The organism is Streptomyces sp. LaBMicrA B280 (genome assembly GCF_049222185.1).
Classification (GTDB): Bacteria; Actinomycetota; Actinomycetes; order Streptomycetales; family Streptomycetaceae; genus Streptomyces; species Streptomyces murinus.
The window spans coordinates 144,189-170,558 of the sequence record NZ_JBMJCT010000005.1 but is presented as its reverse complement, the minus strand read 5'-3'; the positions used below and the strand labels follow the sequence as shown (position 1 = coordinate 170,558).

Genomic DNA, 26,370 nt, shown 5'->3' with positions numbered 1-26,370 from the left:
GGCACGAGCATGTCGATCGACGTCAACAACGAATCCGGCACCGAGGTCGACGAGCAGGCGATCCTCGACATCGCCCGCTACGCGCTCGCGCGCATGCGCATCCACCCGCTCTCCGAGCTCTCGGTGATCGTCGTGGACGAAGACGCCATGGAGCAGCTGCACATCCAGTGGATGGACCTGCCCGGGCCCACCGATGTCATGTCCTTCCCGATGGACGAGCTGCGTCCGCCGGGCAAGGACGACGAGGAGCCCCCGCAGGGGCTGCTCGGTGACATCGTGCTGTGCCCGGAGGTCGCGACCAAGCAGGGGGCCGAGGCCCCGACGCAGCACTCCATGGACGAGGAGCTCCAGCTGCTCACCGTCCACGGCGTGCTGCATCTGCTCGGCTACGACCACGAGGAGCCGGACGAGAAGGCCGAGATGTTCGGGCTGCAGGCCGCCATCGTGGACGGCTGGCGGGCCGAGCAGGGCCTGACCGGCCCGTCTCCGGCGCCGACCGTCTCGTAAGCCGGCCGGATGTCCCCGCAGATCGTGATCGGCGCGATCGCGCTGGTCGTCGTCGCCTGGCTCGCCGCCTGCGCGGAGGCGGGCCTTGCCCGGGTCTCCAGCTTCCGGGCCGAGGAGGCCGTGAAGTCCGGGCGGCGCGGCGGCGAGAAGCTGGCGCAGATCGCCGCCGACCCCACCCGCTATCTCAATGTGGCCCTGCTGGTCCGCGTCGCCTGCGAGATGGCGGCCGCGGCCCTGGTCACCTACGCCTGCCTGGAGGCCTTTTCGGCCACCTGGCAGGCCCTGCTGGTCGCCATCGGTGTGATGGTCCTGGTGTCGTACGTCGCCGTCGGGGTCTCCCCGCGCACCATCGGCCGCCAGCACCCGCTGAACACCGCGACCGTGGCCGCCTACGTCCTGGTGCCGCTGGCCCGGGTGATGGGCCCGATCCCCTCGCTGCTGATCCTCATCGGCAACGCGCTCACCCCCGGCAAGGGCTTCAGGCGCGGCCCGTTCGCCTCCGAGGCGGAGCTGCGCGCGCTGGTCGACCTGGCCGAGAAGGAGTCGCTGATCGAGGACGAGGAGCGCCGTATGGTGCACTCCGTCTTCGAGCTGGGCGACACCCTGGTGCGCGAGGTCATGGTGCCGCGCACCGACCTGGTCACCATCGAGCGCTTCAAGACCATCCGGCAGGCCCTCACCCTCGCCCTGCGCTCCGGGTTCTCCCGGATACCGGTCACCGGGGAGAGCGAGGACGACATCGTCGGGATCGTGTATCTGAAGGACCTGGTCCGCAAGACGCACATCAGCCGGGACGCGGAGAGCGACCTGGTCTCCACGGCCATGCGCCCGGCGGTCTTCGTGCCCGACACCAAGAACGCGGGCGACCTGCTGCGGGAGATGCAGAAGGAGCGCAACCACGTGGCCGTCGTCATCGACGAGTACGGCGGCACCGCGGGCATCGTCACCATCGAGGACATCCTGGAGGAGATCGTCGGCGAGATCACCGACGAGTACGACCGGGAGCTGCCGCCGGTGGTGGATCTCGGTGAGGGCCGCTTCCGGGTCACCGCCCGCCTGGACATCACCGACCTCGGCGAGCTGTACGGCCTGGAGGAGTACGACGACGAGGACGTGGAGACCGTCGGCGGACTGCTCGCCAAGGCGCTCGGCCGGGTGCCCATCGCGGGCGCGTCCGCCGAGGTCGAACTCCCCGACGAGCGGCGGCTGAAGCTCACCGCGGAGTCCTCCGCCGGCCGCCGGAACAAGATCGTCACCGTGCTGGTGGAGCCCGCCGAGGAGACGAAGGCCGAGTGAGACCCGAGGAGCTGCGCGCCTTCTGCCTGTCCTTCAACGCGGCCGTGGAGGACTTCCCGTTCAACCCGGAGACCTCGGTCTTCAAGGTGCTGGGCAAGCTGTTCGCCCTGACGAGCCTGGACGCGCGGCCCCTGACGGTCAACCTCAAGTGCGACCCGGAGGACGCGGTGCGGCTGCGCGCCGACCACGAGGGCCTGATCGTCCCCGGCTGGCACATGAACAAGCGGCACTGGAACACGGTCACCGTCGACGGCGGCCTGCCGGACCCGCTGCTGCGCGAGCTGATCGAGGACTCCTACGACCTGGTCGTCGCGGGGCTGCCGAGGGCGGAGCGGCTGCGGCTGGACCGCCCGTGATCGCGTTGCGCCCGTAATCACGTTGCCCGGGGCCCGGGGACTTCGAGAGCATCCCGTATGACCATTCGCTACCCGCGCCCCCTGCGCCCCGGTGACCGTGTCGGTGTGACCTCGCCCTCCGCGGGCGTGGCCGAACCCCTCGGAGCGCGCCTCGATGTCGCGGTCAAGGAGATCGAGCGGCGCGGCTACGAGGTGGTCGTCGGCCGGTGCATGGACGGCACCACCCACATCAGCGCCCCGGCCGCCGAACGCGCCGCCGAGCTGACGGAGATGCTGACCGACCCCGCCGTCCGGGCCGTCATCCCCCCGTGGGGCGGCGAGATGGCCATCGACCTGATGCCCCACCTGGACTTCGAGGCGATCGGCCGGGCCGAACCCACCTGGCTGGTCGGCTACTCGGACGTGTCGACCGTGCTCGCCCCGCTGACCCTGCTGACCGGGGTGGCCACCGTGCACGGCAACAACCTCATGGACACCCCGTACCGGGTGCCCGAGGGGCTGGTGTCCTGGCTGGACATCGTGGCCGCGCCCCAGGGCGAGCCGTTCGCCCAGACCCCGCCCGGCCGGCACCGCACCGGCGGCTGGGACGACTGGACCCGTGACCCGGGGATCGGCGAGTTCACCCTGGACGGCGCGGGCGGCTGGCGGCGGCTGGACGGCGAGGGGGACGTGGACGTCGAGGGGCGGCTGATCGGCGGCTGCGTCGAGACCGTCGCCCCGCTCGCCGGGAGCCGCTACCTCGACACCACGCGCTTCGCGGGCGAGGAACCGCTGCTCGTCTACGTCGAGGCCTGCGAGGACAACGCGCTGATCATCGCCCGCCATCTGCACGGCATGCGCCTGGCCGGGTTCTTCGACCGGGCCGCCGCCGTCCTCGTCGGCCGCACCCACGCCCCCGACGCGCCCACCCTCACCCAGGACGCGGCCGTCCTCGACGCCCTCGGGCCGCTGGGCGTGCCGATCCTCGCCGACGTCGAGTGCGGCCATGTGGCGCCGTACCTCCCGCTGGTCAACGGCGCGCGCGGCCGTGTGGTGCACACGGCCGCGCGAAGCGAGATCGTCCAGACCCTGGACTGAGGTCCCGGGCCCGGGTTCAGACCCGGGAGCGGCGCAGGCCGAGGCCGGTCAGCAGCGCGGCGCCGAGCACGATCGCCGTGTCCAGGGCGATCACCGTGTGCACACCGCTCAGCAGGTCGCCGGAGGTGGTGGCCAGCACGCCGAGCAGCGGGATGCCGACCGTGATGCCGACCTGCTGGGTGGACGTCACCAGGCCGGTGGCCAGGCCCTGTTCCGCGTCCGGGACACCGGAGGTGACCGTCACGCCGTACGAGATGATCGCGCCCAGGTGGCACATGCTGGCCAGCGCCACCGCGGCCGCGGCGAGCCACACCGACCAGCCGTGGGTGTTCAGCAGGAGCAGCGTCGCGGTCAGCGCGCCCTGGCCGGTCAGCGAGCCGACCAGGGTGCGGCGGGCGCCGAGGCGGCCGATGACCTTCGGGGCGAGGGTGCCGGCGACCACGGACAGCAGGCCCTGGAAGCCGAAGACCAGCCCGGTCTCGAAGGCGGACAGACCCAGGATCTCCTGGAGGTACAGGGTCAGCACGAACACGATCGTGGACATCATCGAGAAGGTGACAAGGCCGCCGATGTTGCCCCAGGCCACCGTGCGCCGGCGCAGCATCTGCAGGGACACCAGGGGCGCCGCCGAGCGGGACTCCACCAGCACGAACGCGGTCAGCAGCAGGAGCCCGGCGGCGAGGGCCGCGAGGACGTCGGCGCGGCCGAAGCCGTGGTCGGCGGCGGTGGACAGGGCGTAGATCAGCGACAGCAGTCCGGCGGTGACGGTGACGGCGCCGGGCACGTCCAGGCGCGGGCGGTCCGGGATGGGGGCACCTCCCATGCCTTTAGGGCTATGGGGGAGGGACTCCGGCAGCAGGCCCGGTGCCAGCGGCAGCACGATCAGCGCGAACAGGGTCAGCAGGGCCATCGTGGAGCGCCAGCCGAAGCTGTCGGTGAGGGTGCCGCCCGCGACCATGCCGATGGTGAAGCCCAGCGACAGCAGGGTGCCGGAGATGCCGAGGGCGCGGTCGCGGGCCGGGCCCTCCGGGAAGGTGGTGGTCAGCAGGGACATGCCGGTCGGTACGATCGCCGCCGCGCCGAGCCCCTGCAGGGCGCGCCCGGTGAGGAAGGAGGCCGGGTCCCAGGCCAGGGTGGACAGCAGCGAGGCCGCGCCGAACAGGGCGAGACCGGCGAGGAAGAGTCTGCGGCGCCCGAACAGGTCGCCGACGCGGCCGAACAGCAGCAGGAAGCCGCCGGAGGGCAGCGCGAACGCGGTGACGGCCCACTGGAGCGCGGACGTGCTCATGCCGAGGTCGCGGCCGAGGTCGGGCAGCGCCACGTTCAGTACGGAGAAGTCCAGCGCGACCATGAACTGGGCCGCGCACAGGACGAACAGGACGAGCTTGTCACGCGTCGACAACCGGGGGGTGCCGGGCGCCGCGGTGTCCGCTGCGGGGGAGGTCTGGGTGGTGGTGTCGATCGCCATGGAAAGAGCTTCGGGCGTACGGAATACCGGTGGGGAGTCGGAACTTATGGTGGTGGTGGCACCACCAGAGAGGTCACCGCACGGACCACTGGACAGGACCGACGGGGGAGGGGCGGCACGTGCCTGCTGCTGAGGCGAGGCGCAGTCATCGGCGTGACGAACTGCGGGAGTTCCTGATGAGCCGGCGCGCCCGGGTCAGTCCCGAGGAGGCCGGGCTGCCCGCGGGCGGCGGCAGGCGCCGTACGCCCGGACTGCGCCGCGAGGAGGTCGCCGTGCTCGCCGGGGTGGGCGCCTCCTGGTACCAGTGGCTGGAGCAGGGGCGGGACATCTCGGTCTCCCCGCAGGTGCTGGACGCGGTCGCCCGGGTGCTGCGGCTCAGCGACGCCGAGCGCCGGCACCTGTATCTGCTGGCCGGGCTGAACCCGCCGACGCCCCAGGTGGTGCCCGGCAGGAAGGACATGTGCGACGGGCTGCGGCGGCTCATCGACACCTGGATGCCGTACCCGGCGCACATCATGGACCTCTACTACAACTGCGTGCAGTACAACGACGCGGCCGCGATCGTGCTGGGCATGCGCCCCGGCATCACCCAGAACTGCCTGATCGACTTCTTCACCGACCCGCTGTACCGCGAGCGCAGCCACAGCTGGGAGCGCAACGCGCGCACCGTGGTGGCGCAGTTCCGGGCGGCGTGCGCGGCGCGCCCCGACGACGAGGGGTTCCGGGAGGTGCTCGCCGAGGTGAGCGCCGCCAGCGAGGAGTTCACGGCGCTGTGGGCCGAGCGGGACATCGAGGACCAGGGGCAGGTGCGCAAGGAGCTGGCGCATCCGCTGGCCGGGCTGCTGGTCGTGGAGTCGACGGTCCTGAAGATCCCCGCCCGCCCCGATCTGATGATCGTGCTGCACACTCCGCTGGACGAGGCGAACACCGCCGAGAAGCTGGAGTGGCTGGCCTCCCCGGAGGGCCGGCGGGGCGCGATGTACCCCGTGGCGGGGTGAGCGCCGGGGGGCCTTCGGCGCCTTCGTATGCTCGGGGCATGACCGAGAGCAGCGCGCTTGACCCCGAGGACCGCAAGATCGTGACCCTGGCCCGCTCCGCGCGGGCCCGCAACGCGGTGCCCGAGGGGGCGGCCGTACGGGACGACACCGGGCGCACCTATGTCGCGGGCACCGTGGAGCTGCCCTCGCTGAAGCTCAGCGCGCTGCGCACCGCCGTCGCCATGGCGGTGGCGTCCGGTGCCGCGTCGCTGGAGGCGGCGGCGGTGGTCGGCGAGGCGGAGTCGGTACCGGCCGAGGACCTGGCCGCGGTGGCCGACCTCGGGGGCGCGGACACCCCGGTGCTGCTCGCGGGGGTGGACGGCACGGTCCGTACGACCGTCGCCGCGGGCCGCGCCGCGGGCTGACCGGCGGAAGAAGGCCGGGGCCGCCCGAAGAGTACCGACCGAAGAATACCGACCGAAAGGTCGGCTGGAATTCAACCTTGCTGGGTCGCGGGGCGCGCGCGTCAATGAACGCGTACGTCCCGACGACCCGTCAGATCCGCACCGCCGTCCGGCGCGTCCGCACCCGCCCGACCGGCCTGCCGTTCGTCGGCGCACCTTCCGATCACCCCACACGGCACGTCCGGCGTGCCCAGCAGGAAGGAAAGCGGATCTCCATGAGAGCCAAGCGCACGGCAACAGGTGCGGCCCTGGCGGCCGGGGCCCTCGCGGTCACCGGCCTCGCCCTCGCACCCTCCGCGGCCGCCGTCACTCCCCAGACGGCGACCATCACCGCGAGCTGCGGCATCTTCGGCGGTGGCACGGCCACGCTCACCGCCACCCAGAGCGGCACCTCGGCCACCCTGAGCCTCACCTCCACCGCGATCAGCGCCCCGGTCACGGTGGCCGCGAACTCGATCACCTCCACGCTCACCATGGCCAAGGCGGGCGGCGGCAGCGTCGCGTTCAGCGGCACGAAGAACCCGGTCATGAACCCGGGCGACCCGGTCAGCGTCGGCCCGCTCTCCGGGACCGTCGCCTCCGGGTACAGCCTGGACGCGTACGGCGGTTCGCTGAAGATGGTGATCTTCGGCGTCACCGTGACGTGTACCGCGAGCGGTCCGCAGTCGCCGGGTCCGTTCGTGTTCTGAGCCCGCCCCGGCCGACCGGCCCGTTCCGGTTCTCCCTTGGATGCCGCAGGATCTGACGAGCTGTCAGGATTCTGCGGCATCTCCCTTGACTTCTCATCTCCCCGCCCCGCCAATGCCCCCTGTCGGGGCGCCCGTTCGGCCGCGCCCACCACCCTCAGGAGGGGGCCCATGGGTCTCACCACCCGAAGATCCGGACGGTGGCGCTGGGCGTCACTGCTCGGCGCGACCGCGCTCGCGGTCAGCGCGGGCGGCGCGCTGGCCTGCCCGGCCGGTGCCGCCGGTACCGACGTGGACTTCGCCACGCACTGCATCCCGCCCGCCATCGCGGGCCTGCCGCCGATCGACGGCACCACGACCGCCACCGTGTCGGCGGACAACACCAGCCCGAAGGTCGGCGACACCGTCACCGTCACCTACACCGTGGTCGGGGCCGCCGCGAGCAACCCCACCGATCTGGCGCTGCCGGCCGACATCATGACCCCGACCGGCAAGGTCACGCTGGGCGGCGCGCAGAGCGGTGACATCACGGTCGCCGGACCGAAGAAGAACCCCCCGGTACCGGGGAAGGCGGCCTTCCCGTCCTTCTCCATGACGGGCACGTTCACCGTCACCGAGCCCGGGAAGATCACCCTCGCGCCGGGCGACTACAACATCCACACCAGCTACATCATGGAACTGGACACCCCCTGCACGGTCACGAACCCGCCCGCACCGGCGTCCGAGACCATCACGGCGACGGCGGGGACCCCGGCCAACACCCGGGCGATCACGCTGGGTTCGGCCACCGGTGACCCGGGCGCGAGCGTCAAGGTCAGCGGTACGGGCTTCACCCCGGGCGCCGCCGTCACCCTCGCCGGACGCTCCGGGACCGCCCAGACCGGCGACACCGCGAGCGTGTCCGCGGACGGGCAGGGCTCCTTCAGCGGTTCCCTCGTCGTGAACGACACCTCGACCACCGGGATCGTCGCGTACGAGGGTGCCTCCTGGAACGCCGGCACCGGCGCGGGCCCCGCGGCCTACGTCGTCAACGCGCCGGTGCCGCCCGGCAGTCAGAAGCTCACCACGAGCGTCACGGCGGGCACGCTCGCCATGACCCAGGCCGGGGACTCGGTCGCGCTGTCGGGGGTCGACTTCGGCCAGGGCGGCGCCTCGACCGGCGCGCTCCGGACGGTGACGGTCAAGGACTTCCGCGGCGGTCCGGCGGGCTGGTCGCTGACCGGCAGGGTCACCGACTTCACCGGTCCCGGCGGCAAGATCGGCGCGGACCGGCTGAGTTGGACGCCGTCGTGTGCGAGCAAGGCGGGCAGTCCCAGTACCTGTACGGCGGGTTCGGCGGGCACGGTGGGCTCCTCGGGGGCCACCCTCGCGGGGACGCCGGACGGGACGCTGACCGGCGGCGAGTTCACCGTCGACGCCGGACTCTCCCTGGACGTACCGGCGTTCACGCCTCCGGGCGGGTACTCCGGCGTGCTCACGCTGACGCTGTCATGAGGGTACGGGCGCCCGCACCCGCCCGTGTCCCGGGGCCCGCGGCCGTGCGCAAGGCCTGCGTCGTCGTGGTGTCCCTGCTGCTGGCCCTGGTGCCGGTGGTGCCCGCGCGGGCCGCCGACAACGGCAGCTGGTCCGTGTACCCGGTCGCCGCGCAGATCGCGGCCCGGCCCTACTTCTACCTCTCCGCCGAGCCCGGCCAGACCATCACCGACAAGGTCGCCGTCCAGAACAGGACCGGCGAGCCGCTCACCTTCCGGCTGTACGCGGCCGACGCCTACAACACCCCCCGGGACGGCGGCTTCGCCGTGCGCACGGCGGACGAGACGATGCGCGGAGTGGGGGCGTGGGCGCGGCTCGCCAGGTCCCGGATCACGGTGCCGGGGCATCGGACCGTGACCGTGCCGTTCACGCTGCGGGTGCCGACGGGCGCGGAGCCCGGTGACCATCCCGGGGCGATCGTCGCGCTGGACGAGCGGATCGCGCCGGGCGGCGGGAAGCTGGCGCTGGGGATCCAGCGGGCCGTCGGCGCGCGGGTGTATCTGCGGGTGAGCGGTCCGACGCTGCCCGCGCTGGCGGTGTCCCGGCTGAGCGTCGGCCGCCACCAGCCGCTGTTCTTCGGCACGGGCACGGCGACCGTGTCGTACACCCTGCGGAACACGGGCAATGTCACGCTGCGGCCGAGCGCGGAGCTGACGGCGCGCGGACTGTTCGGCCGCAGCTTGCTGAAGCGCCGGGCGGCCCGGGTGCCCGCCGAGCTGCTGCCCGGCCAGTCGGTACGGCTCACCGAGACCTGGCGCGGCACACCGGTGCTCGACCGGGCGGCGATCACGGTCAGCGCGCGGGCGCAGGGGGCGTCGGCCTCGGCGGAGGCGTCGTTCTCCGCGGTGCCGTGGCTGCCCCTGGTGGTGCTGGTGTTCGTGGTGGTGGCGGTGGTGCTCGGGTGGCGGATGCGGGTGCCTTTGCGTGACCGCGTGGAGACACTGCGTCACCGGAGGTTCGCGGTGCGGCGGGGGCTCCGGGATCAGGGACAATGAACGGCATGAGCGTTCGCACCCAGTCATCCGAGCAGCCGGCGGAAACCGTCCACCGCGCCGGCTTCGCCTGCTTCGTGGGCCGCCCCAACGCGGGCAAGTCCACCCTCACGAACGCTCTGGTCGGGCAGAAGGTGGCGATCACCTCGAACCGGCCGCAGACCACGCGGCACACGGTGCGGGGCATCGTGCACCGCCCGGACGCCCAGCTGATCCTGGTCGACACCCCCGGGCTGCACAAGCCGCGCACCCTGCTGGGCGAGCGGCTGAACGACGTCGTGCGCACCACATGGGCCGAGGTCGACGTGATCGGGTTCTGCCTGCCGGCCGACCAGAAGCTCGGCCCCGGTGACCGGTTCATCGCGAAGGAACTGGCCGGGATCAAGAAGACGCCCAAGGTCGCCGTCGTCACCAAGACCGACCTCGTGGACTCCAAGACCCTCGCCGAGCAGCTGATCGCCATCGATCAGCTCGCCACGGAGCTGGGCTTCGAGTGGGCGGAGATCGTGCCGGTGTCGGCGGTCGGCGACCAGCAGGTGGAGCTGCTGGCCGACCTGCTGGTGCCGCTGCTGCCCGAGGGGCCCGCGCTCTACCCCGAGGGCGACCTCACGGACGAGCCCGAGCAGGTGATGGTCGCCGAGCTGATCCGCGAGGCGGCGCTGGAGGGCGTGCGCGACGAGCTGCCGCACTCCATCGCGGTGGTCGTCGAGGAGATGCTGCCGCGCGAGGACCGGCCCGCGGAGCGGCCGCTGCTCGACATCCACGCGAACGTCTACATCGAGCGCCCGAGCCAGAAGGGGATCATCATCGGCCCCAAGGGCAAGCGCCTGAAGGAAGTCGGCATCAAGTCCCGCAAGCAGATCGAGGCCCTGCTGGGCACGCCCGTCTTCCTCGACCTCCATGTCAAGGTCGCCAAGGACTGGCAGCGCGACCCGAAGCAGCTCCGCAAGCTCGGCTTCTGACGATCTCCTTCCACCCCCCACCGCATCCGTCGGCTGGGGGGTGCCGTCATACCCGGCCCCGCCGCCCGTTGCGCTACTCCACCCCCCTGATCCGCCCCACCAGCACCGCCCCCGCCAGCCCGATCGCCGCCGACACCAGATACAGCACCCGGTACCCGCCCAGATACGCCACCAGCGGGGCCGCCAGGGCCGGGGCCGCCGCCTGGGGGAGGGCGTTGGCCACGTTGATGAGGCCCAGGTCCTTGCCGCGGCCCGCGGCGTGCGGGAGGACATCGGTCATCAGGGCGAAGTCGACGGACGTGAAGACGCCGAAGCCGATGCCCAGGACGGCGGCCGCCGTCACCGCGCCCGGCCAGGTCTCCCAGCCGGCCAGCGCCGCCGTCGCCACCGCCATCAGCACGCCCGACCAGACCACGAACGGCTTGCGGCGGCCCGTGCGGTCGGACCAGGCGCCGCCGATCACCACCGTCGCCAGCAGCGTCACACCGTTCACCGCGGTCAGGATCAGGACGCCCCGGCCGGGGTCGGGGTAGTGGACGCGGTCGCGGAGGTAGTACAGCAGGTACAGCAGCACCAGCGAGTTGCTGAGGTTGATCAGGAAACGGGTCAGCCAGGCCCAGCCCAGGTCGGGATACCGGCGCGGGCTCAGCCAGAAGCCCGCGAGGAAGCCCCGCCAGGACCACGGAGGCCGGTCCGGGGGAGGGAGGGGGAGGTCGCGGAAGAGGAGGAGGTACGGGAGGACGCCCGCCGCCGTGCACACCGCGCAGGCCGCGTACCCCGCGCCGATTCCGCCCGCCGCCGTCGCCAGCCCCGTGCCCCCGACCACGCCCAGGATCTGCGCCGCGCCCAACCAGCCGCCCACCACGCCCCGTTGACGCCTCGGCACCCGGTCCGGGACCGCCGCCGTCACCGCCGCGAAGGCCGCGTTCAGGGTGAACTGGACGAGGCACCAGCCGAGCACCATCGACCACGGCCCGCCCGCGCCCGCGAGCAGCAGCAGGGACAGCGCCCCGCCCGCCGCCCCGGCCACGATCCATGGCGTCCGGCGGCCCGCCCGAGCGGTCGTACGGTCGGACAGCGCGCCGAAGAACGGGTTCGCGAGCAGGGACACCACCGCGCCGATGCCGGTCACCCAGGCCAGCAGGGTCTCCTTGGACATCCCGGTGCCGGGCGCGAGGTCCTTCGCCTGGGAGGCCAGCAGGATCTGGAGCGGCCCGAACCAGCCCACCCAGATCGCCCCGTTGGCCAGCGAGAGGGCCGCCGTCCAGCCCCGCCCCACCGGTACGGCCGGCTCGGCGAGCGCGGCCGACGGGTGGCCGGTGGTCATCTCTGGGCCCGCAGCACATCCCGGAACCAGTGGTACGACGCCTTCGGCACCCGCTCCAGCGTCTCGTAGTCCACGTGCACCAGACCGAAGCGCCGTGCGTAGCCCTCGGCCCACTCGAAGTTGTCCATGAGGGACCACACGAAGTAGCCGCGCACATCCACCCCGGCCGTCAACGCGTCGTGCAGGGCGCGCAGATGGGCGTCCAGGTAGGCGATGCGGTCCTGGTCGTCCAGGCCCTCGTACGAGCAGCCGTTCTCGGTGATGACGATCGGCGGGAGCCGGTCGCCGTACCGCTCCCGGAACCCGCACAGCAGCTCGGTCAGCCCCTCCGGGACCACCGGCCAGCCGAAGTCGGTCCGGGGCCTGCCCGATATCTCCCGTACGGAGAAGGGAAGTTCGGCGGGTATCGGCACACCGCCGAACTCCGTCTCCGTGCCGAGCGGAGCGCCCACCAGCGTCGGCGCGTAGTAGTTGACGCCGTACCAGTCGACGGGTTTCGCGATCACCTTCAGGTCCGCCGAGATGTCGGGTGAGGGCATCAACTCGCCCAGCCCCTGCGGGTATTCGCCCAGCAGGATCGGGTCCGCGAACAGGCGGTTGAGCAGGGTGTCGTAGAAGTCCGCCGCCTCGGTGTCCGCCGGGTCGGCCGAGGCCGGCCATGTCGGGCCGTGGGAGTTGGCGATGCCGATGTCGGCCGCACCGGCCGCGCGCAGCGCCCGTACCGCGAGACCGTGGGCGAGAAGCTGGTGATGGGCCACCGGCAGGGCGTCGAACAGCAGCCGCCGGCCGGGGGCGTGGACGCCGAGGGCATGGCCGAGCAGGGTGTGCTCGGCGGGCTCGTTGAGGGTGATCCACTTGGCGACCCGGTCGTTCAGGCGTTCGGCGACCACCGCCGCATGGTCGGCGAACCGGGACGCCGTGTCCCGCTCCAGCCAGTCGAGGGAGGCGGGCAGATCCCAGTGGAAGAGGGTGGGGACCGGCCGTACCCCCGCCGCGCACAGCTCGTCCACCAGCCGGTCGTAGAAGTCCAGGCCGCCCGGGGAGGTGACGCGGGGCCAGGAGACGGAGAAGCGGTAGGCGTCCACGCCGAGACCGGCCAGCAGCGCCACGTCCTCGGGGTAGCGGTGGTAGTGGTCGCAGGCCACCGCCGCCGTCGAGCCGTCCTTCACCCGGCCCGGCTCGGCGGTGAACACGTCCCACACCGAGGGCCCGCGCTCCTTGACCGCCCCCTCGATCTGATGGGCGGAGGTCGACACGCCCCACAGGAAGCCAGCCGGGAACCGAGGGATCGGATTGCCTGCGTCAGTCGCCATGGCCGGATCATCCGTACCGCCGGTAACGAAGTCAACGCCCGTGCGCGGACCAACGCCCGTGCGCACGGCGGCTCCAGCGGTCACCGGGTGTGGGCCGCATGGCCCAATCGACTGGCATTCGGCGCCCAAAAGTTCCGAGACTGAACCGTATGACAGTCCATCAGCTGATCACCAGGCCGCGCACCCGGCTGCTCACCGTGCTCGCGGCGTGTCTGTTCGTCCTGCTGGGCGGCGTGCCCGGCGCGCTCGCCGACACCCGCCGCGACACGGCGTCCACCGGCTGCATCTCCACTCCGGCCGAGTACAAGGCCGCCTGGGACGCCCGCCAGGTGCGCTGCGTGTCCCCGTCCCTGTTCGGCACCACCCACACCCGGGGCGACACCACCCTCTACCCGAGCGGCTTCTGGTACGCGTGGGCGGGCTCGAACACCAATCTGGAGCGGTACCTCCAGCTGCGCAGCCGGTACGGCGACCAGCCCCCGAAGACCGGCATCGGCGTCCTGTCCTTCGTCGGCTACCCGGGGCTCGACAGCTGGGACACCCCGACCGATCTCGCCGTCTACACCGTGCCGTCCGGGACCCGCGCCCAGGTCCCGGCGTTCGAGACCTGGTTTCGGCTGCTGGACGAGAAGTTCGGCCACACGGACGCCTACCCGCTCGCCGCCCAGCGCGACCTCGTGCTCGCCTACTCGCGCCTCGGCAAGGGCGAGGACGTCGTCGGCGCCTTCCAGGACGTGACCGGGTGCAAGCGCAGCCGACTGCTCAAGGGGGCGGCGCCCTCGGCGGCGATCGGATGCTCCCGCGACTTCCTCGACGCGCTGGCCGCCGCCGGGCCCTCCCCGTACGACGGCGCGTCCTCGCTGGCCTGCTTCGCCAACTTCCAGTCCGGCTACACCGGACCGCGCGACGCCGCCGCCCTGCGCGGGGTGCTGTACCAGTGCCAGGACGCGGGGTTCCTCAACACCGGTGTGGGCCTCGGCTACAACACGTACGCCAACCCCTTCGTGTGCAAGTCCGCCGACGACCAGACCGTACGGCAGCGGTACACCGGCCGGGAGTTCGTGCTGCCGAACGCGTCCTTCGGGGAGCTGCCGAGCCATGTCGACATCCCGCTGGACCTCGGCAACCCGAACCAGCGCGGCTTCCTCCAGAAGGGCTACTGCTGAGGCGGGGGGATGCCGCTAGGCGCCCTCCTTGAGCACCCGGGAGACCAACTCCCGCTGGTCCTCGGTCAGTCGGGGGTCGGCCGCGTACACCGTGCGGTCGTCCACCGAGATCTCGTAGCTGAAGCCGTCCGGCACACCGGCCGGTGGGGTGGCCAGGCCGGACGCGAGGGCGCGTCCGGCCAGTGCCTGCCACTCCTCGGCGTCGGGCCGGGTCGAGGTGTCCACCTCGGCCCGGCGCTCGATGCCCGCGAAACCGCCCGTGCGCCTCACCTGAATCCGCATGGGTCCAGTGTCGCAGCGCGGGCGGCCTCGCGGGCGGACTCCCGGACGCGTCCTACCGCGTATGCACCCCGACCTGTTCCCACGCCTTCTGCACGGCCTCCAGCTCATCGGCGCCGAACCGCTGGCGGGCCGCCTTCACGGTGAGCGTGGCGAAGTCGGCGAACTGCGCGTCCGACTTGAGATCGCCGCCGGTCAGCGCGTCGTACCAGACCTGTCCCGCCTTCTCCCAGGCGTGCCCGCCGAGGGCCTTGGCGGCGAGGTAGAAGGCGTGGTTGGGGATGCCGGAGTTGATGTGCACCCCGCCGTTGTCGCGGCCGGTGCGCACATAGTGCTCCATGGTCGCGGGCTGCGGGTCCTTGCCGAGGTTCGGGTCGTCGTACGCCGTGCCCGGGGCCTTCATCGAGCGCAGCGCGGTGCCGTGCACGCCCGGGGCGAGGAGTCCCGCGCCGATCAGCCAGTCGGCGTCGGCGGCGGTCTGGCCCAGCGCGTACTGCTTGATCAGCGAGCCGAAGACATCGGAGACCGACTCGTTCAGCGCGCCGGACTGGCCGAAGTACTCCAGGTTGGCGGTGTGCTGGGTGACGCCGTGGGTCAGCTCGTGGCCGATGACGTCGACCGGGATGGTGAAGTCGAGGAAGACCTTTCCGTCGCCGTCGCCGAACACCATCTGCTCGCCGTTCCAGAAGGCGTTGTCATAGCCCTCCCCGAAGTGCACGGTGGCGTCCAGCGGGAGTCCGCTGCCGTCGATGGAGTGGCGGCCGTAGACCTTCAGATACAGGTCGAAGGTGGCGCCGAGACCGGCGTAGGCGCGGTTGACGGAGGCGTCCGAGCCCGCCTTCGAGCCCTCCTCGCGGACCTTGTCACCGGGCAGGTCCTGGGAGTGGTGGGTGTCGTAGATGGTGCGGTGCGGCTGGTCGGCGGCGGCACCCTCGGGCGCAGCGGCGGCACGCGCGCCGATCACCGTGGTCAGCCGGCGCCGGGTGCGCTGGTAGGCGTCGTGTTCCAGGGAGCGGCGGGCGGGGGCCGACACATCGGGGTCCCCGGCGCGGGAGAGCTGGTCGAGGACGTGCGGCGGCACGATGGTGCAGAAGACGGGCTCGAGGGCCCCGTTCCTCGTCGTCATGTCATCGACCATCGCACTGAGTGACGTCAAAGTCACTACTCGCAACCATGATTGGTGAAATACCGGGACAGGGGGCGCGACGGAGCGTGACGCTGTGGTAGGGCGTTGCGCCCCCTGTGGGTCGGCCGTGCGGCACCCCTGTGGCCTGCCGCACTTTTTGCCCTATTTGTCCTACCGGTCCCGCATACTGGACCGCGTCCCCGCATCCTGAACCGCTCGGCTAGGCTGCGCTGCATCATGCGTTTCGTGCTGCTTCTTCTTAGCTGCCGCGGCGAGGGTCTGTAGTCGAGGCCGACTTCCTCCCCGCGGAGCTTGGCGTTGCGTCGTCGGCCGTCCACTCGGACATCCGGACCCCCTTGAGGAGCCACGCACCATGGCCAACCGCCAGCAGCCCAGTTCCATGCCGATCCACAAGTACGGCCGCTACGAGCAGGTGGACATCCCGGACCGCACCTGGCCCGGCGAGCGGATCACGGCGGCCCCCCGCTGGCTCTCCACCGATCTGCGCGACGGCAACCAGGCCCTGATCGACCCGATGTCGCCCGAGCGCAAGCGCCGGATGTTCGACCAGCTGGTCAAGATGGGCTACAAGGAGATCGAGGTCGGCTTCCCCGCCTCCGGCCAGACCGACTTCGACTTCGTGCGCTCGATCATCGAGGAAGAGGGCGCGATCCCCGAGGACGTGACGATCTCCGTCCTGACCCAGGCCCGCGAGGACCTGATCGAGCGGACCGTGGAGTCCCTGAAGGGCGCCCGCCGCGCCACCGTCCACCTGTACAACGCCACCGCCCCGGTCTTCCGCCGGGTCGTCTTCCGCGGCTCCAAGGACGACATCAAGCAGATCGCCGTCGACGGCACCCGCCTGGTGATGGAGTACGCGGAGAAGCTGCTGGGCCCGGAGACCGAATTCGGCTACCAGTACAGCCCCGAGATCTTCACGGACACCGAGCTGGACTTCGCCCTGGAGGTCTGCGAGGCGGTCATGGACGTCTACCAGCCGGGGCCGGGCCGCGAGATCATCCTCAACCTGCCCGCCACGGTGGAGCGTTCCGCCCCCTCCACGCACGCGGACCGCTTCGAGTGGATGCACCGCAACCTGTCCCGCCGCGAGCACGTATGCCTGTCCGTGCACCCGCACAACGACCGCGGTACGGCGGTGGCGGCGGCCGAGCTGGCCGTGATGGCCGGCGCCGACCGCGTCGAGGGCTGCCTGTTCGGCCAGGGCGAGCGCACCGGCAACGTCGACCTGGTCACGCTGGGCATGAACCTGTTCTCCCAGGGCGTCGACCCGCAGATCGACTTCTCCGACATCGACGAGATCCGTCGTACGTGGGAGTACTGCAACCAGATGGAGGTCCACCCGCGCCACCCGTACGTGGGCGACCTGGTCTACACGTCCTTCTCCGGCTCCCACCAGGACGCCATCAAGAAGGGCTTCGACGCGATGGAGGCCGACGCGCGGGCCAAGGGCGTCACGGTCGACGACCTGGAGTGGGCGGTGCCGTACCTGCCCATCGACCCCAAGGACGTCGGCCGCTCCTACGAGGCCGTCATTCGCGTCAACTCGCAGTCCGGCAAGGGCGGCGTCTCGTACGTCCTGAAGAACGACCACAAGCTGGACCTGCCGCGCCGGATGCAGATCGAGTTCTCGAAGATCATCCAGGCCCGGACGGACGCCGAGGGCGGCGAGATCACCCCGAAGGACATCTGGGCGGCCTTCCAGGACGAGTACCTGCCCAACTCCGCCAACCCGTGGGGCCGCATCCAGGTCAGGAACGGCCAGTCGACCACGGACAACGACGGCGTGGACACGCTGACCGTCGAGGCCACCGTGGACGGCGCGGACCGCGTGCTGACCGGCTCCGGCAACGGTCCGATCTCGGCCTTCTTCGACGCCCTCCAGGCCGTCGGCATCGATGTGCGCCTGCTGGACTACCAGGAGCACACGATGAGCGAGGGCGCCTCCGCGCAGGCCGCCTCGTACATCGAGTGCGCGATCGACGGCCAGGTCCTGTGGGGCATCGGCATCGACGCGAACACGACGCGTGCCTCGCTGAAGGCGGTCGTCTCCGCCGTCAACCGCGCCACCCGCTGACCCACCCCCACCGGGGGTTTCGAGGCTCCGGTCGCCGCATACGGCGGCCGGAGCCTCGTCGCTTCTCGGCCATAGGGCCGGACAGGTCACAGATCGGTCTCGTCCGGGGTACTGACTCAGCCTCCGTGATGTGGCTAACATCACGCCAGCGCGGCGATGGTGCCGTGCTCTAGGGAGGTGCGACGTGCTGCCGGTAAGGGGACGAGACGACCGTGCCACCAGGGCCCTGTGCGTCCTGGGCACACGCACCGCGTGGACACCCGTCGGCGACGGCGAGTTCTACTGCCCCGGCTGCGGGGGCGATCGCAACTACCAGCGGCTCACCGGACGCCGCCGGCTCACCCTGCTCGGGGTGCCGGTGCTGCCGCGCGGCACCACCGGGCCCGTCGTGGAGTGCGCCGCCTGCGGCCACCACTACGGCACCGACGTCCTGGACCACCCCACCACCCGGCGCTTCTCCGCGATGCTCCGCGACGGCGTGCACACCGTCGCCCTCGCCGTCCTCGTCGCGGGCGGCACCGGCTCCCGCGCGCCCCTGGAGACGGCCTGCGCCGCGGTCCGCGCGGGCGGGGTCGAGGACTGTACCGAGGAGCAACTCGCCGCCCTGGTCGACGCCCTGGCCGCCGACACCGGGCGGGTCCTGGGCGAGCCCTGCGGGGCCAGCCTGACGATAGAGCTGCACGAGGCGCTGGACCCGCTCGCCCCGCACCTCGCCCCGGCCGGGCGCGAGGCCCTGCTCCTCCAGGGCGCCCACATCGCCCTCGCCGACGGCCCCTACACCCCCGCCGAACGCGACGCCCTGACCACCGTCGGCGCGGCCCTGACCCTCCCGGCCGAGGACGTGACCCGGCTCCTGGCGGCCGCCCGCACCCCGTCCTGACCCGCCCCCCGGCGGCCGTCCTGTCGGCTCCCGCCGATTAACTCGAACGGAGTAGTGGCGGCCGCCCGTATCGGGGCAGCATCACGGCGTGACTCCGCTGCGACGCACCGTACTCACCAGCCTCACCCTCCTCGCCGCCCTCGCGACGGCCCCGCTGCCCGCCGCCGCGCGGCCGCTCGACCCCGCGCCGAGCTGCGCCTCGTCCCGGCCGTACACCTCCGGGCAGGGCGGGTACGCCGCCTACCGCATCCCCGCCGTGGTCCGCACCCTGCGCGGCACCGTGCTCGCCTTCGCCGAGGGCCGGCGCCACGGCTCCGGCGACAGCGGGGACATCGACGTGGTGGTGCGCCGCTCCACCGACGGCGGCTGCACCTGGGGCCCGCTCGCCGTGGTGGCCGCGGGCGAGGGGGACACCCGGGGCAACCCGGCCCCCGCCGTCGACCCGCGCACCGGCACCATCGTCCTCGTGACCTGCGGAAACGCTGGAGATGTGACCGAGGACCAGATCATGCGGGGCCAGGTCACGGCCGCCCGGGGGCGCCGGGTCTATGTGCAGCGCAGCTCGGACGACGGGCGCACCTTCACCGCGCCGAAGGACATCACCGCCGAGGTGAAACGGCCCGACTGGCGGTGGTACGCCACCGGTCCCGGCCATGCCGTCGCCCTCACCCGGGGCCCGCACGCCGGGCGCATCCTGGTCCCCGCCAACCACTCCACCGCCCCGCCCAAGGGCTCGAAGGACACCGGCCGCGAGTCCCGTTACTACGGCGGCCACGCCCTCTACAGCGACGACGGCGGCCGCACCTGGCACCTCGGCTTCACCGCCACCGGGCCCAGCGGCGTCGTCAATGTCAACGAGACCAGCGCCACCCAACTCCCCGACGGGCGGGTCTACTTCAGCGCCCGCGACCAGTACGGCAGCGCCCCGGGCAACCGCCTCGACACCTACTCCTCCGACGGCGGCGTCACCCTCGACCGCCCCTACGCCGCCCAGGGCACCCTCAAGGACGTCCCGGTGGTCCAGGGCAGCGTGCTCCAACTCCAGGGCGCGCACGCCCCGTTGCTGTTCTCCGCGCCCTCCGTGCCGACCGCCCGCCGCGCCATGGCCGTGTGGTCCAGCACCGACGCGGGCCGCGGCTTCTCCCGCCTGACCACCCTGGACGACGGCCCGGCCGCCTACTCCGACCTCGTCCAGCTCGGCACCGGCGCGGTGGGCGTGCTGTACGAGACGGGTTCCTACGACGGCCTGTCGTTCCGCCGGCTCACCGGGATCGGCGCTCACTCACCCGCCGGGGCGCCGTCCCGCGGGTGAATCCCCGGGGCGGCTCCGAGCGAGGGCAGGGTCAGCTGCCACCAGTCGGTGAGCCGGTCGGCGACGGTGGCCGCGCCCTCCAGGGCCTCGGTGAGGGAGCACAGCCCGAAGAAGGCGCGCACCAGGGTCCGGGCGGTGGGCGCGGGGCGTACGTGTCTCGCCAGGTCACCGGCGTTGCGGGCCTCGGCGAGCAGCCGGGTCGCGGCGGCGGTCCACAGCGCGAAGGGGTCGGGCAGGGGGGCGTCGATGGTGGCGCGCTCGGCCCACAGGCGTGCGCCCGCGCGCGTCAGCGGATCCTCGGCGAGGGCGCGGGCGATGTCGTAGCTGAGCGCGACGAGCCGCTGGACCGGGGGGACGGCCGCGTCCGCGTAGCGCGCGGTGAGCTGGGGCCAGGTGGCGAAGCGGTCCTGGACGACGGCGAGGGCGATGCCCTCCTTGCTGGCGTAGTGGAAGTAGACGGCGCCGCTGGTCCGGCCGGACCGTGCGCTTATGTCGTTGACGCTCGTGCCCGCGTATCCCTGTTCGGCGAAGAGCTGGGCGGCCGCTTCCAGAAGTGATCTGCGGGTTGTCCTGGCCCGTTCCTGCAACGTTCGCCTGCCCTCGCTCGGCATTTCCGACGGCAAAGAATGTAGTGCGCCCGCGTACGCCGGGAGCAAACAGGGATCACACTCGCGCGGTAATTACATATTTCTTTCGAAGGAGGAACGCAAGCGGGTGGTAAGGGGGGTGCTCTCTCTGTCCCATACACCCGGACAGCGCTGCGGTCCAGTCCCTCCATGGGGTTATTGCCTGATTTGCCGTCGTGAAAATATCGTAGTCGTCGCTATCTTTCCGTTTCCTGTGGAACGTCGGGAATGACGCATTTCAAAGACGCGTGCGCCGCACGTCACCCCCTGCCCCTGCCACCCTAGGAGGCCATTGTGACCCTTCACGCCCGCCCTCTGCTCGACTGGTCGCCCGAGGCCGTCGTCTTCGACTGCGACGGCACCCTGATGGACAGCGAACGCCATTGGGTCGAGGCCCGCACCCTGGCCTTCCGGGAGTTCGGCCTCCAGGCGCCGCCCGGCTTCGCCGAGCAGGCCAAGGGCATGCACTACGAGGAGTGCGGCCGCCTGATGGCGGACTCGGTGCACAAACCCGAGCTGGCCGCCGGCCTCACCGGAGCGCTCCTCGACCACTTCCTGGAGCTGGTCACCGACGACCCGGTCACCATGCCGGGCGCCGTCCAGCTCGTACGGACGCTGTCCGGGCGGCTGCCGCTGGCGGTGGCCAGCAACTGCCCGATGGTGGTGGTCGAGGGCAGCCTCGAACGGGCCGGGCTGCGCACGCACTTCCAGCACATCGTGGTCCCCGAGACCGGGGACTCCGTACGCCCCAAACCCTGGCCGGACGTGTACCTCCTGGCGGCCCGGCTGTGCGGTGTCCCCCCGCTCAAGGCGCTCGCCGTCGAGGACTCGCTGACCGGGGTGGAGTCCGCCCACCGCGCGGGACTGCGGGTGCTCGGGGTCGGCCCCCGGCCCACCGGGGACGGCGCGAAGCGGGCCGACCTGTGGGTGCCGAGCCTGCGCGAACCGGAGCTGCTCAGCTGGGCGGAGACCCGCGTCACCGGAGGACCGGAACCGGACTGAGCCGGACCGGGCGGGTGCGGGTCCGAACCCGGACGGATCCCCGGCGCGGGTCGGCTACAACAGGCCCGCCGAGGCGAGGAACTTGGCGACCTTCTCCGTCTCCTCGCCCGACAGCGGCACCTGCGGCTCCGCGGTGACCGGGCAGTCGATCACGCCCCGCAGATGCAGGGCCGCCTTGAACGCGCCCAGCGCCGAGGAGCTGCCGCCCATCCGCGCCGGATCACCCGCCCCGGTCAGCCCGAACAGCGCGCACAGCCGGTCCTGTTCGGCCCGCGCCCCCTCCCAGTCGCCCGCCCGGCACTGCCGGTAGAGCCGCACATACCCGTGCGGATCGACGTTGGCGAGCCCCGGCACCGCCCCGTCCGCGCCCAGCGCGAGCGCGGCGTCGGCGATCAGCTCGGAGCCGGTCAGCACGGCGAATCCGGGGTGGGCGCGGGCCCCGGTGACCAGCTCACGGAAGGCGGCCAGATCCCCGCTGGAGTCCTTGACCCCGGCCAGCACCCCGTCCCCGGCGAGCCCCAGCACCAGCTCGGGGGGCAGCTTGGTGTGCACGGCGACCGGGATGTCATAGGCGAGCACCGGCACCGGGCTCAGGGCCGCGATCCTGCGGTAGTGGTGGACGATCTCCGAGGGGTGGGTACGGGCGTAGAACGGCGCGGTGACCACGACCGCCGCCGCGCCCGCCGCCGTGACCGCCCGGACATGGTCCAGGACCCTCGGGGTCGTCATGTCGATCACCCCGGCCAGCACCGGCAGCTGGCCGCCCGCGTGCCCCGCGACCGCCTCCACCACCCGGCGCCGCTGGGCGTCCGTGAGGAAGGCCGCCTCCGAGGTCGAGCCGAGCACGAACAGCCCGTGCACCCCCGCGCCCACGAGATGGTCCACCAGCCGCAGCAGCGAGGGCACATCGACCTCGCGCTCGGGCGTCAGGGGTGTGCAGAGGGGCGGGACGACTCCGGTGAGCGGGGCGGGGAAGGTCATTCGGGGCTCCTGCGGGTGAGGTCGCGGGTCGACAGGTCCTCCTCCACAGGATGGTGACAGCGGTAGCGATGTGCCGGGTGCGACGCGGCCGAGAAGTCCGGCATCACCTGTGCGCACACCGCGTCCGCCCTCCAGCAGCGGGTGCGGAAGGGGCAGCCGCTCGGCGGCCGGGTCGCCGACGGCACCGGGCCGGTCAGCGGGATCGGGTCCACGGGGTGCAGCAGGCCGGGGGTGGCCGAGAACAGGGCGCGGGTGTACGGGTGCCGGGCCCGGTCGCTCACCCGGTCCGCCGGGGTCTCCTCCACGATCCGGCCCAGGTACATGGTGACCACCCGGTCGCTCATCCGCCGTACCGTCTGGATGTCGTGCGAGACGAACACCAGCGCGAGCCCGAGCCGGTCCTTCAGATCGAGCAGCAGATTGAGGATCTGCGCGCGCACCGACACGTCCAGCGCGCTGGTCGGTTCGTCGGCGACGACCAGCGCCGGGTCCAGGGCGAGCGCGCGGGCGATGGCGACGCGCTGCCGCTGCCCGCCGGACAACTGCCCGGGCAGCGCCTCCGCGAGCCCCCGGGGCAGCCCGACCAGGCCCATCAACTCCCTCACCCGCGCCTCCCGTTGGACCCGGCTGCCGCGCTCGTGCACGTCCAGCGGATCGCGCAGAATGCGGCGGACGGTCAGCCGTCGGTTCAGGGCGGTCGCGGGGTCCTGGAAGATCATGCCGGTGCCCGCGCCGACCGCGGCCCGCCGCTCGGCGCCCGGCATCGTCCACAGGTCCCGCCCCCGGAACGCCACCGTCCCCGCGACCGGCCGCTCCACCCCGACCAGCACCTTCGCCAGCGTCGACTTCCCGCACCCCGACTCGCCGACGACCCCCACCGTCTCACCGGCCGCCACCGCGAGATCGGCCCCGGTCAACGCGTACACCCGCTCCCGCCCGAACAGGCCCCCGCCCCGCGCCTTGTGCACCACGTGCACGCCCCGCACCTCCACGAGGGGGGCCATCGACCGGCCCTCTTCCGTCACGCCGCTCACTGGACGGTCTCCTCGCGGTCGGCGGGTGCCGGGTGGTGGCAGGCGATCATGTGGGTCGCCGGGCCCGTGAGGGCCGGAGCCCGGGTGCGGCACAGCTCGCTCGCCCGTGGGCACCGGCCGGTGAAGCGGCAGCCCGGCGGGAAGTCGGCGGGGGCCGGTACGACGCCCCGGATCTGGGTCAGTCGCGGCGCGGCCGACTCCAGGGAGAGCACGCTGCCGAGCAGCCCGCGCGCGTAGTGGTGGGCCGGCGCCGCCACCACCTCGGCGGTCACCCCGCTCTCCACGATCTGCCCGCCGTACATCACCACCACCCGGTCGGTGACATCCGCGACCAGCGCCAGATCGTGCGAGACCAGGACCAGGGCGAAGCCCAGTTCCGCGCGCAGCCGCAGCAGCAGCTCCATCACCTGGGCCTGCACGGTGACGTCCAGCGCGGTCGTCGGCTCGTCGGCGATGATCAGGCTCGGATCGCGGGACAGGGCCATGGCGATCAGCACCCGCTGCCGCTGCCCACCGGACAGCTCGTGCGGATAGCTGCGCAGGGTCCGCTCGGGATCGAGGCCGACGAGGGCCAGCAGCTCGCCCGGCGCCCGGCGCCCGCCGCGTCGTACCAGCTGCCGGAGCTGGGCGCGGACGGTCATGGCCGGGTTCAGGGAGGACAGGGCGTCCTGGTAGACCATCGCCATCTCGTGCCCGAGCAACTTCCGCCGGGCGCGGGCGGGTTCGAGAAGCAGATCGCGCTGCCGGAAGCGGATCCGGCCCCGCACCCGGGCGCCGGGCGGCTGGAGTCCCATGACGGTGAGCGCGGTCAGCGACTTCCCGCACCCCGACTCGCCGACCAGGCCCAGCACTTCACCGGGATACACCTCGAAGCCGACCCCGGCGACGATGTCCACGCCCCGGTGCCGGCCGGGGAACCCGACGGCCAGGTCCTCCACGGCGAGCACGGGCGGCCCGGTGCGGTCCGGGAGCGGCCGGGCGCGGGCGCGCAGCCCACGGGCGGCCTCGGCGAGACCGGGCAGCCGCAGCACCTCGCCCGGACTCACCTGCTCCCCGGGCTCGTCGGCCGCCTCGACCTCCCTGGGCGCCGGAGCGGCCCATGCGTCCGAGACACCTTCGGACAGGACGTTCAGCGAGAGCACGGTCAGCAGGATCAGCAGCCCGGGGAAGACGGTCGCCCACCAACCCCCGGTCAGCACCATGTTCTTGCCGTCCGCGATGACACTGCCCCAGGACGGGTCCGGGGGCCGCACCCCCGCCCCGATGAAGGACAGCGACGCCTCGAACACGATCGCCTCGGCGACCTGCACGGTGCAGAACACCAGGATCGGAGCGGCACAGTTGACGGCCACATGGCGCAGCACGATGTGCGGGGTGCGGGCACCGATCACCCGTTCCGCGGTGACGTAGTCCTCGCCGTACTGGTCGAGCACATTGGCCCGTACGACGCGGGCCACCGGCGGGGTGAACAGGAAGGCGATGGCGCAGATCAGCACGCCGATGCCGCCGCCGAACACCGCGACGAGCACGGCGGCCAGCGCGATCCCCGGGAACGCCATCACCACGTCCAGGCAGCGCATCAGCGTCTCGTCCACGGCCTTGCGCGAGGTCGCCGCGACCGCGCCCAGGACCGCCCCGACGACCAGCGCGAGCCCGGTGGCCCCCAGCCCGATCGCCAGCGACCACCGCGCGCCGTACATCAGCCTGCTGAGGATGTCCCGGCCCAGGCTGTCCTGCCCCATCCAGTGCGCGGCGGACGGATGCCCGGTGCCGCCCACCGGGTCCTGCTGGTCGAGCGGGTCGTCGGGGGCGAGCAGGGGCGCGAGGAGGGCGACGAGGACGACGAGGGCGAGGAAGCAGACGGCGAGCCTGGACAGCGGTGGCAGCCGGCGAAAGGTGCGCGGTTTCAGCCGGGCGCCGGAGAGCCGTTCGGCGAGTTCGGCGCGGGTCGTCATCAGGCCGCCCGCAGCCGGGGGTTGACCAGCAGATACAGGATGTCGATGACGAGGTTGACGACGACGAACCCGGTGGCCGTGGTCAGCACGACGCCCTGGACCACCGCGGGATCGCCGTTCTGTACGGCGTCGATCATCAGCTTCCCCATCCCCGGCAGCGAGAAGATCGTCTCGATCACGACGGCACCGCCCAGCAGATAGCCGACCCGCAGGCCGAGCACGGTCAGCGGGTTGACCAGGGCGTTCCTGAGGACATTGCGCCCGACGACGACCCAGGGCGGCAGCCCGCCGCCGATCGCGGTGCGCACGTAGTCCTTGTCCAGCTCCTCCACCACCGAGGTGCGCACGATCCGGGTCAGCTGCGCGGCCACCGGCAGGGACAGCGCGACGGCGGGCAGCGCCATGGTCCGCAGCCAGCCGGTGACGGAGTCGGCCGGGTTGATGTAGCCGCCGGTCGGGAACCAGCCCCGGTCCACCGCCAGGTACTGGATCATCAGCAGCGCCAGCCAGAAGCCGGGCGCGGCGACCCCGATCAGCGAGAGGACCCGGATCGCCTGGTCCGGGAACCGGTCCCGGTACACGGCCGCGGTCACCCCGCCCGCGAGTGCCAGGACGACCGCGAACGCGAGGCCCAGGAAGGTCAGTTGGAGGGTGAGGGGGAGCGCGGTGCCGACCTGTTCGGCGACGGGGGACCGGGTCAGGGCGCTGGTGCCGAGGTCGCCGTGCAGCAGGGCGCCGACGAAGTGGACGTACCGCAGCGGCAGCGGGTCCAGCAGGCCGTTGCGTGCCCGGAACTGGTGCAGCTGCTGGGGGGTCGGGTTGGCGCCCTGGAAGAACGCGGAGGCCGGGTCGACGTCCGAGAACCGCATCACCAGGAACACGAAGAGCACGATGCCCAGCATCAGCGGCACCAGCAGGGCGATCCGGCGGAGCAGGATGCGGACGACGGCCGTCAT

General features: G+C 72.4%; 25 protein-coding genes. 15 read left to right on the top strand and 10 right to left on the bottom strand.

Going from position 1 to position 26,370, the window contains the following annotated elements:
- The first annotated feature begins 9 nt into the window (after positions 1 to 9).
- From ybeY to ACLF5H_RS05300, 4 genes are read left to right on the top strand one after another with little or no spacing between them, the layout of a single operon-like run.
- Positions 10 to 507 (top strand): rRNA maturation RNase YbeY, encoded by a 498-nt coding sequence (gene ybeY / locus ACLF5H_RS05315; RefSeq protein ID WP_416482326.1) that lies wholly within the window; start codon positions 10 to 12, stop codon positions 505 to 507.
- Positions 508 to 516: 9 nt separating this feature from the next.
- Positions 517 to 1,803, top strand: coding sequence for a hemolysin family protein (locus ACLF5H_RS05310; RefSeq protein WP_037655092.1), 1,287 nt, complete (start codon positions 517 to 519; stop codon positions 1,801 to 1,803).
- The gene (locus ACLF5H_RS05305; protein ID WP_421674899.1) at positions 1,800 to 2,159 is read left to right on the top strand and encodes an MmcQ/YjbR family DNA-binding protein; all 360 of its coding nucleotides are present in this window, start codon (positions 1,800 to 1,802) and stop codon (positions 2,157 to 2,159) included. Before ACLF5H_RS05310 ends, ACLF5H_RS05305 begins: the two co-directional genes overlap by 4 nt.
- Before the next feature lie 57 nt (positions 2,160 to 2,216).
- Positions 2,217 to 3,236 (top strand): S66 family peptidase, encoded by a 1,020-nt coding sequence (locus ACLF5H_RS05300; RefSeq protein WP_421674898.1) that lies wholly within the window; start codon positions 2,217 to 2,219, stop codon positions 3,234 to 3,236.
- A 16-nt stretch (positions 3,237 to 3,252) separates the two neighbouring features.
- On the opposite strand, the gene ACLF5H_RS05295 is transcribed toward ACLF5H_RS05300, so the two are convergent.
- On the bottom strand, positions 3,253 to 4,704 hold the full coding sequence (locus ACLF5H_RS05295; RefSeq protein ID WP_421674897.1) for an MFS transporter: 1,452 nt from the start codon (positions 4,702 to 4,704) through the stop codon (positions 3,253 to 3,255).
- A 176-nt stretch (positions 4,705 to 4,880) separates the two neighbouring features.
- On the opposite strand from ACLF5H_RS05295, the gene ACLF5H_RS05290 reads away from it, so the two are divergent.
- From ACLF5H_RS05290 to era, 6 genes are all read left to right on the top strand, one after another.
- Positions 4,881 to 5,702, top strand: coding sequence for a helix-turn-helix transcriptional regulator (locus ACLF5H_RS05290; protein ID WP_421674896.1), 822 nt, complete (start codon positions 4,881 to 4,883; stop codon positions 5,700 to 5,702).
- A 38-nt stretch (positions 5,703 to 5,740) separates the two neighbouring features.
- Positions 5,741 to 6,106, top strand: a complete 366-nt coding sequence (locus tag ACLF5H_RS05285) for a cytidine deaminase (protein ID WP_421674895.1) — start codon at positions 5,741 to 5,743, stop codon at positions 6,104 to 6,106.
- Between the two features lie 254 nt (positions 6,107 to 6,360).
- A complete protein-coding gene (locus ACLF5H_RS05280) occupies positions 6,361 to 6,834 on the top strand; it encodes a hypothetical protein (RefSeq protein WP_421674894.1) in 474 nt (157 codons plus the stop codon).
- Between the two features lie 168 nt (positions 6,835 to 7,002).
- Positions 7,003 to 8,325, top strand: coding sequence for a beta-xylosidase (locus ACLF5H_RS05275; RefSeq protein ID WP_421674893.1), 1,323 nt, complete (start codon positions 7,003 to 7,005; stop codon positions 8,323 to 8,325).
- Between the two features lie 44 nt (positions 8,326 to 8,369).
- The gene (locus ACLF5H_RS05270) at positions 8,370 to 9,359 is read left to right on the top strand and encodes a WxL protein peptidoglycan domain-containing protein (RefSeq protein ID WP_421674944.1); all 990 of its coding nucleotides are present in this window, start codon (positions 8,370 to 8,372) and stop codon (positions 9,357 to 9,359) included.
- A 5-nt stretch (positions 9,360 to 9,364) separates the two neighbouring features.
- Positions 9,365 to 10,318 carry a GTPase Era gene (era, locus tag ACLF5H_RS05265; protein ID WP_421674892.1) on the top strand — a complete coding sequence of 318 codons (954 nt, stop codon included), beginning with the start codon at positions 9,365 to 9,367 and terminating at the stop codon, positions 10,316 to 10,318.
- A 73-nt stretch (positions 10,319 to 10,391) separates the two neighbouring features.
- On the opposite strand, the gene ACLF5H_RS05260 is transcribed toward era, so the two are convergent.
- On the bottom strand, positions 10,392 to 11,645 hold the full coding sequence (locus tag ACLF5H_RS05260; RefSeq protein ID WP_421674891.1) for an MFS transporter: 1,254 nt from the start codon (positions 11,643 to 11,645) through the stop codon (positions 10,392 to 10,394).
- On the bottom strand, positions 11,642 to 12,958 hold the full coding sequence (locus ACLF5H_RS05255) for a GH1 family beta-glucosidase (RefSeq protein ID WP_421674890.1): 1,317 nt from the start codon (positions 12,956 to 12,958) through the stop codon (positions 11,642 to 11,644). Before ACLF5H_RS05255 ends, ACLF5H_RS05260 begins: the two co-directional genes overlap by 4 nt.
- Before the next feature lie 149 nt (positions 12,959 to 13,107).
- On the opposite strand from ACLF5H_RS05255, the gene ACLF5H_RS05250 reads away from it, so the two are divergent.
- A complete protein-coding gene (locus ACLF5H_RS05250) occupies positions 13,108 to 14,124 on the top strand; it encodes a hypothetical protein (RefSeq protein ID WP_421674889.1) in 1,017 nt (338 codons plus the stop codon).
- Positions 14,125 to 14,139: 15 nt separating this feature from the next.
- Here the strand turns inward: ACLF5H_RS05250 and ACLF5H_RS05245 are convergent, their stop codons facing one another.
- Complete coding sequence (locus tag ACLF5H_RS05245) at positions 14,140 to 14,406, bottom strand: protealysin inhibitor emfourin (RefSeq protein ID WP_421674888.1); 267 nt, start codon at positions 14,404 to 14,406, stop codon at positions 14,140 to 14,142.
- Between the two features lie 52 nt (positions 14,407 to 14,458).
- A complete protein-coding gene (locus ACLF5H_RS05240) occupies positions 14,459 to 15,529 on the bottom strand; it encodes a M4 family metallopeptidase (RefSeq protein ID WP_421674887.1) in 1,071 nt (356 codons plus the stop codon).
- A gap of 373 nt (positions 15,530 to 15,902) precedes the next feature.
- Between ACLF5H_RS05240 and leuA the strand changes: the two genes are divergently transcribed.
- The 3 genes from leuA (at position 15,903) to ACLF5H_RS05225 (ending at position 19,816) form a co-directional block, all read left to right on the top strand.
- Entirely contained in the window at positions 15,903 to 17,624 is a 1,722-nt protein-coding gene (leuA, locus tag ACLF5H_RS05235) for a 2-isopropylmalate synthase (RefSeq protein ID WP_421674886.1), read from the top strand.
- Between the two features lie 184 nt (positions 17,625 to 17,808).
- Positions 17,809 to 18,504 carry a TerB family tellurite resistance protein gene (locus ACLF5H_RS05230; protein ID WP_421674885.1) on the top strand — a complete coding sequence of 232 codons (696 nt, stop codon included), beginning with the start codon at positions 17,809 to 17,811 and terminating at the stop codon, positions 18,502 to 18,504.
- Positions 18,505 to 18,592: 88 nt separating this feature from the next.
- Entirely contained in the window at positions 18,593 to 19,816 is a 1,224-nt protein-coding gene (locus ACLF5H_RS05225; RefSeq protein ID WP_421674884.1) for a sialidase family protein, read from the top strand.
- Here ACLF5H_RS05225 and ACLF5H_RS05220 read toward each other — a convergent pair.
- On the bottom strand, positions 19,783 to 20,427 hold the full coding sequence (locus tag ACLF5H_RS05220) for a ScbR family autoregulator-binding transcription factor (protein WP_421674883.1): 645 nt from the start codon (positions 20,425 to 20,427) through the stop codon (positions 19,783 to 19,785). The two genes, ACLF5H_RS05225 and ACLF5H_RS05220, sit on opposite strands and share 34 nt — an antisense overlap.
- A 309-nt stretch (positions 20,428 to 20,736) precedes the next feature.
- Between ACLF5H_RS05220 and ACLF5H_RS05215 the strand changes: the two genes are divergently transcribed.
- Positions 20,737 to 21,444, top strand: a complete 708-nt coding sequence (locus tag ACLF5H_RS05215) for an HAD family hydrolase (RefSeq protein ID WP_421674882.1) — start codon at positions 20,737 to 20,739, stop codon at positions 21,442 to 21,444.
- A gap of 54 nt (positions 21,445 to 21,498) precedes the next feature.
- Here the strand turns inward: ACLF5H_RS05215 and ACLF5H_RS05210 are convergent, their stop codons facing one another.
- Genes ACLF5H_RS05210 through ACLF5H_RS05195 form a run of 4 tightly spaced genes read right to left on the bottom strand, consistent with a single transcriptional unit; the run spans position 21,499 to position 26,370 of the window.
- Positions 21,499 to 22,425, bottom strand: coding sequence for a dihydrodipicolinate synthase family protein (locus tag ACLF5H_RS05210; protein WP_421674881.1), 927 nt, complete (start codon positions 22,423 to 22,425; stop codon positions 21,499 to 21,501).
- Entirely contained in the window at positions 22,422 to 23,429 is a 1,008-nt protein-coding gene (locus ACLF5H_RS05205; RefSeq protein ID WP_421674943.1) for an oligopeptide/dipeptide ABC transporter ATP-binding protein, read from the bottom strand. The genes ACLF5H_RS05210 and ACLF5H_RS05205 overlap by 4 nt, the downstream gene beginning before the upstream one ends.
- Before the next feature lie 26 nt (positions 23,430 to 23,455).
- Entirely contained in the window at positions 23,456 to 25,414 is a 1,959-nt protein-coding gene (locus ACLF5H_RS05200) for a dipeptide/oligopeptide/nickel ABC transporter permease/ATP-binding protein (RefSeq protein ID WP_421674880.1), read from the bottom strand.
- Positions 25,414 to 26,370 carry an ABC transporter permease gene (locus ACLF5H_RS05195; protein WP_421674879.1) on the bottom strand — a complete coding sequence of 319 codons (957 nt, stop codon included), beginning with the start codon at positions 26,368 to 26,370 and terminating at the stop codon, positions 25,414 to 25,416. Before ACLF5H_RS05195 ends, ACLF5H_RS05200 begins: the two co-directional genes overlap by 1 nt.

What these genes read in the sequence shown, in the direction of transcription:
- ybeY (WP_416482326.1), top strand. Translation starts at nt 10, where the DNA reads ATGTCGATCGACGTCAACAACGAATCCGGCACCGAGGTCGACGAGCAG.
- ACLF5H_RS05310 (WP_037655092.1), top strand. Translation starts at nt 517, where the DNA reads ATGTCCCCGCAGATCGTGATCGGCGCGATCGCGCTGGTCGTCGTCGCC.
- ACLF5H_RS05300 (WP_421674898.1), top strand. Translation starts at nt 2,217, where the DNA reads ATGACCATTCGCTACCCGCGCCCCCTGCGCCCCGGTGACCGTGTCGGT.
- ACLF5H_RS05295 (WP_421674897.1), bottom strand. Translation starts at nt 4,704, where the DNA reads ATGGCGATCGACACCACCACCCAGACCTCCCCCGCAGCGGACACCGCG.
- ACLF5H_RS05290 (WP_421674896.1), top strand. Translation starts at nt 4,881, where the DNA reads ATGAGCCGGCGCGCCCGGGTCAGTCCCGAGGAGGCCGGGCTGCCCGCG.
- ACLF5H_RS05285 (WP_421674895.1), top strand. Translation starts at nt 5,741, where the DNA reads ATGACCGAGAGCAGCGCGCTTGACCCCGAGGACCGCAAGATCGTGACC.
- ACLF5H_RS05280 (WP_421674894.1), top strand. Translation starts at nt 6,361, where the DNA reads ATGAGAGCCAAGCGCACGGCAACAGGTGCGGCCCTGGCGGCCGGGGCC.
- ACLF5H_RS05275 (WP_421674893.1), top strand. Translation starts at nt 7,003, where the DNA reads ATGGGTCTCACCACCCGAAGATCCGGACGGTGGCGCTGGGCGTCACTG.
- era (WP_421674892.1), top strand. Translation starts at nt 9,365, where the DNA reads ATGAGCGTTCGCACCCAGTCATCCGAGCAGCCGGCGGAAACCGTCCAC.
- ACLF5H_RS05260 (WP_421674891.1), bottom strand. Translation starts at nt 11,645, where the DNA reads ATGACCACCGGCCACCCGTCGGCCGCGCTCGCCGAGCCGGCCGTACCG.
- ACLF5H_RS05255 (WP_421674890.1), bottom strand. Translation starts at nt 12,958, where the DNA reads ATGGCGACTGACGCAGGCAATCCGATCCCTCGGTTCCCGGCTGGCTTC.
- ACLF5H_RS05250 (WP_421674889.1), top strand. Translation starts at nt 13,108, where the DNA reads ATGACAGTCCATCAGCTGATCACCAGGCCGCGCACCCGGCTGCTCACC.
- ACLF5H_RS05245 (WP_421674888.1), bottom strand. Translation starts at nt 14,406, where the DNA reads ATGCGGATTCAGGTGAGGCGCACGGGCGGTTTCGCGGGCATCGAGCGC.
- ACLF5H_RS05240 (WP_421674887.1), bottom strand. Translation starts at nt 15,529, where the DNA reads ATGACGACGAGGAACGGGGCCCTCGAGCCCGTCTTCTGCACCATCGTG.
- leuA (WP_421674886.1), top strand. Translation starts at nt 15,903, where the DNA reads ATGGCCAACCGCCAGCAGCCCAGTTCCATGCCGATCCACAAGTACGGC.
- ACLF5H_RS05220 (WP_421674883.1), bottom strand. Translation starts at nt 20,427, where the DNA reads ATGCCGAGCGAGGGCAGGCGAACGTTGCAGGAACGGGCCAGGACAACC.
- ACLF5H_RS05210 (WP_421674881.1), bottom strand. Translation starts at nt 22,425, where the DNA reads ATGACCTTCCCCGCCCCGCTCACCGGAGTCGTCCCGCCCCTCTGCACA.
- ACLF5H_RS05205 (WP_421674943.1), bottom strand. Translation starts at nt 23,429, where the DNA reads ATGGCCCCCCTCGTGGAGGTGCGGGGCGTGCACGTGGTGCACAAGGCG.
- ACLF5H_RS05200 (WP_421674880.1), bottom strand. Translation starts at nt 25,414, where the DNA reads ATGACGACCCGCGCCGAACTCGCCGAACGGCTCTCCGGCGCCCGGCTG.
- ACLF5H_RS05195 (WP_421674879.1), bottom strand. Translation starts at nt 26,370, where the DNA reads ATGACGGCCGTCGTCCGCATCCTGCTCCGCCGGATCGCCCTGCTGGTG.